Source organism: Zhongshania sp., from assembly GCF_041623545.1.
GTDB lineage: Bacteria > Pseudomonadota > Gammaproteobacteria > Pseudomonadales > Spongiibacteraceae > Spongiibacter.
Window position 1 is genome coordinate 1 of record NZ_JBFJWS010000307.1, and the last position, 3742, is coordinate 3742.

4 protein-coding genes and 1 pseudogene are annotated in these 3742 nt (G+C 51.6%); 4 read left to right on the forward strand and 1 reads right to left on the reverse strand.

The window, feature by feature from the left end:
• Both ABYT30_RS16925 and ABYT30_RS16930 read left to right on the forward strand, forming a co-directional pair.
• On the forward strand, positions 1 to 834 hold an 834-nt coding region (locus tag ABYT30_RS16925), incomplete at its 5' end, for an AraC family transcriptional regulator ligand-binding domain-containing protein (protein WP_373097609.1).
• 29 nt (positions 835 to 863) lie between these two features.
• On the forward strand, positions 864 to 1202 hold the full coding sequence (locus tag ABYT30_RS16930) for a HopJ type III effector protein (protein ID WP_373079774.1): 339 nt from the start codon (positions 864 to 866) through the stop codon (positions 1200 to 1202).
• 49 nt (positions 1203 to 1251) lie between these two features.
• Here the strand turns inward: ABYT30_RS16930 and ABYT30_RS16935 are convergent, their stop codons facing one another.
• Positions 1252 to 1515 carry a hypothetical protein gene (locus tag ABYT30_RS16935; RefSeq protein WP_373079776.1) on the reverse strand — a complete coding sequence of 88 codons (264 nt, stop codon included), beginning with the start codon at positions 1513 to 1515 and terminating at the stop codon, positions 1252 to 1254.
• 154 nt (positions 1516 to 1669) lie between these two features.
• Between ABYT30_RS16935 and ABYT30_RS16940 the strand changes: the two genes are divergently transcribed.
• Both ABYT30_RS16940 and ABYT30_RS16945 read left to right on the forward strand, forming a co-directional pair.
• Positions 1670 to 3196 carry a PQQ-dependent sugar dehydrogenase gene (locus ABYT30_RS16940; protein WP_373097610.1) on the forward strand — a complete coding sequence of 509 codons (1527 nt, stop codon included), beginning with the start codon at positions 1670 to 1672 and terminating at the stop codon, positions 3194 to 3196.
• 317 nt (positions 3197 to 3513) lie between these two features.
• Positions 3514 to 3742, forward strand: a pseudogene (locus ABYT30_RS16945) (hypothetical protein); the annotation flags it as partial.

Sequence of the window (3742 nt, forward strand, 5' to 3'; positions counted from 1 at the left end):
AGGCCTGATCTGGCTTATCTGGTAGGTCGACGCTACCACTTTGGTGTTTTTGGTATTTGGGGCTTGGCGCTAATCTGTAGTGAAAATTTGCTACAGGCCTTTCAAATTGCACAGGAATTTATTGAGTTAACCCACAGTTTTGTTGGCTTGGAGTTACATGTTGACGGCGACATTGCGAGCTTGGTGTTGCGGGATCACTACCCTGCCGGCGCGGTGCGCAATTTTGTGGTTGAGCGAGATCTTATTGTGACCTTGGTCATCGCCACTGAAGCCGCTGCGCAGAAGCTAGCACTGCGGTCGCTTGAAGTGGCAATTCCAGCCCCGCCTCATGCCAGGGAAATAGAGCGTATGGTCGGATGTCCGGTGACGTTCAATGCTCGCCACACCCGCGCTAGCTTATCGAGTGACATATTACAGATTGCCTTGCCTCAGTCGAACGCGGTGACTTGGTCTGCCTGTGTCCGGCAATGCCGTGAGCTTATTTCCCGGCAGCATGGCGAGCACAGTTTCAGCCATAGGGTAGAGCGCGCGATAGCAATCTCCGCGTTTAAAGGGCTTGAGGCGGTTGCGGACAGTTTGGGGCTGCCGGAGCGAACACTGCGTCGGCAGTTACAACGCGAGGACACGAGCTACCGACAGTTAAGTCAGAAATTGCGTTTAGAATTAGCCCAGCAATACCTTGCAGACGATGCCTTGCGGCTTGATCAGGTGGCTGAAAAGCTTGGCTACAGCGAGGTGGCAAACTTTAGTCATGCGTTCAAGCGATGGAGTGGCATGACGCCAGGAGAATATCGACTCCGTAGCCGCGATGCGAGGGCCGAAATTACTCTATAATGGCCGGCGTTAAAAATGGGGAGATAAACATGACAATACCAGAGCTTATTGATCGTTTGGCGAAGCAGCCGGTGGCGTTTGCCGACGTAATGGCGCTCATTGATGAGCGATACGCTTTTACGCCGACTGGCTTTCAAAATGGTGAACAATATAATGAGGCGGGTACTAATAATGGCTCGTGTAAGGTGTTTGCATTTGGCGCGCTGCACCAATTGAGTGAACAGGCGGCCTTGAACGCTTTTGGGGATTTTTATACAAAGGACGTGCTCGGCAATCCCCATGGTGAGGATCACGCCAATATTCGTAATTTCATGCGCAGCGGTTGGGCGGGTATTCGCTTTGATGGCACCGCGTTAGCACTTAAATAGTGTGTTAACGGTGCTTGGCAGTTAAAGACAAGCACCGTTGGTTTTACGTTTAAGCTAGGGCGTCAGCTTCACTGACCACGGGGCGGTCGGTTTTAGTGCCGCGCATGATATTGCCTTCGGGCTTATTGTCGGCGCCGCAGTGGCCTAGCATTATGTGATCATCGTGGACTTCTACGATGACGCCAACAAAGGGCATGTCGCGCATACTGCCGTCCACTCGGTAACTAACGAGGTCGCCGGGTTTAAATGTATCTGGATCGAAATTTAGGTCAAACGGGCATTTTTCGCCGTCGCTACTTCCCATATTCATCATGGCTTTGGGTCTCTACTTATTGGTTTTGGGTCGGTAAACAATAGCTGACAGTATAACAATTTTTTGACTTGGTTGGTCTAGTGTAGCGGGAATCGTGTTGCATGCTGGGCTTTACAGTGTAAATGGCAGTTTCGAGATTTAGGGCGGTTGGACAATGAAAATAATTAAACGATGTATCTTTACGATTCTACTATTAACGGGACTGGTCATTGTAGCGCCCTTATTCATTATCCAGTTTGGCCCGGCGGGCTGGGGAACGACCTCAAAAGTTGTGCTCAATATGGTGTTTGGGTATGGCGCTGAGGCGCCCAGTGCCAGCACCGTGCGGCAAGCGCTAAAAGTTGCGGATGGCTTTGCCGTTAGTCTTTACGCTGCAGACCTTGGGAAAGTCAGATTTTTGAAGGTGACCGAGGCCGGCGATTTACTGTTTAGTCGGCCTCGTAGCGGGGAAATACTCTTGCTAGAGCGCGACCTCAATGGTGACGGCTTACCCGACGGCCAGCGGGTGCTGTTGGCGGGATTAACCCGCCCTCACGGGCTAGATGTTGCAGATGGTTGGTTGTACGTTGCGGAGTCTGATGGGGTTGGCAAAATCGCGTTTGATAGCGCGAAGGGCAACGTCGTTGGGGACTATCAGCGCATCGTCTCGGACCTGGGTGACAATGGCAATCACTGGACGAAGACAATTCGCGCTGCCACTGACGGTTGGCTTTATCTTAGCGCGGGCTCTACCTGCAATGTCTGCGAAGAGAGTGACCCGAAGCGCGCCACAATAATGCGTCTTCGTCCCGACGGCAGCGAGTTTTCGGTATACGCCAGCGGATTGCGTAATAGCGTGGGGCTGGATTGGGCGCCCTGGGACAATAGCTTGTACGCGACAGATAATGGTCGGGATTTACTTGGCGACGATATTCCGCCCTGCGAGCTAAATCGAATTCAAGAGGGTGGCTTCTACGGTTGGCCCTATGTCAATGCGAGCACCCCAGATCCAGACTTTGGCGGTGTAAAGCCAGACCTAGCGGCAAACAATATTGCGCCCAGTCATGAGTTTCGCGCGCACAATGCCCCACTTGGCATACGTTTTCTGCGTCATAGCAGGGTCGCCGGCTTCGAGCGGGCGGCGCTGGTCGCCTTGCATGGCTCTTGGAATCGCAGCGTGGCAGATGGCTATAAGGTGGTATCGCTGCATTGGCAGTCTGATGGCAGTATTGTTGAACGCGACTTTTTAAGTGGCTTGTTAGGCGCCGAGAAATTGCTTGGCCGGCCCGTCGACATTGCGGAGGCGAGCGACGGGACTATCTTTATTTCGGATGATTATTCTGGCTCTATCTACCGGATTACCGCGCGAGACGCTGGCGGGGCAGCCGTATCATCGCTAACTATGCCGCAGCGACAAGGCGCGGCGGAAGAAAGTGGCTTGGCGTCGTATACTCCAGAGCAGCGCCGAAGCTTGGCAGAACTGGGCAAGAGCGCTTATCAAAACAACGCGTGCAGCAGTTGTCATGCTTTAGACTTGAGCGGGAATAGCGCTTCGGCTATTCCATTAGTGGGTTTGGCCGAGCGCTATACGGTCGACGAATTGGCCAGTTTCTTTACTGCGCCGACCCCGCCGATGCCAGTGTTTCCCCTTAACGCAGTAGACCGTGAAGCGTTGGCAGTGTTCTTACTAGCTAGGCCGTAGGCTAGAGAATACTAGCGGTCGTATTCTTGAATTAATACGCATTTTGATAATCCTAAACTGCGTATTAATTCAGAATGCGTAATGATACGTATCGTGCTAGCTAAGTATTTTCGTTAGTGTCTGAGTGTGGCGTGAGCAGTGCGGAAAACTGGTGATTATTGCTCATTTCTATTGGTCTGTGTAATACGGATATTCCACCTCTATTCATTATTAGTGCCTTTTGCTCTTTGGTATTAAGCACCGCACCGTCGACGTCTGGGTACGGCGCTCGGGTTTACATCACTAATGTTGTAATACAATTCGTTAGAGGTAACTCAATGACACAATCGATAACAAGTTTTACACCTAAGGGTTCATTAAAACGTAAGCAAGGCGGCTTCGCCTTGGCCGCAGAATTAACACTTATGAGTTCTATTATGGTGGCCGGCGTGACGGTTGGTATGACCACCTTACGAGACTCTTTGCTAGCTGAAATGGATGATACTGCTGAGGCAATAGGCTCTTTAGATCAAAGCTTTTCCTACGCTGGGGTGCGCAATGGTCATG

Excerpts from the sequence above, each read along its gene's own strand:
- ABYT30_RS16930 (WP_373079774.1), top strand. The coding sequence starts at position 864 with ATGACAATACCAGAGCTTATTGATCGTTTGGCGAAGCAGCCGGTGGCG.
- ABYT30_RS16935 (WP_373079776.1), bottom strand. The coding sequence starts at position 1,515 with ATGATGAATATGGGAAGTAGCGACGGCGAAAAATGCCCGTTTGACCTA.
- ABYT30_RS16940 (WP_373097610.1), top strand. The coding sequence starts at position 1,670 with ATGAAAATAATTAAACGATGTATCTTTACGATTCTACTATTAACGGGA.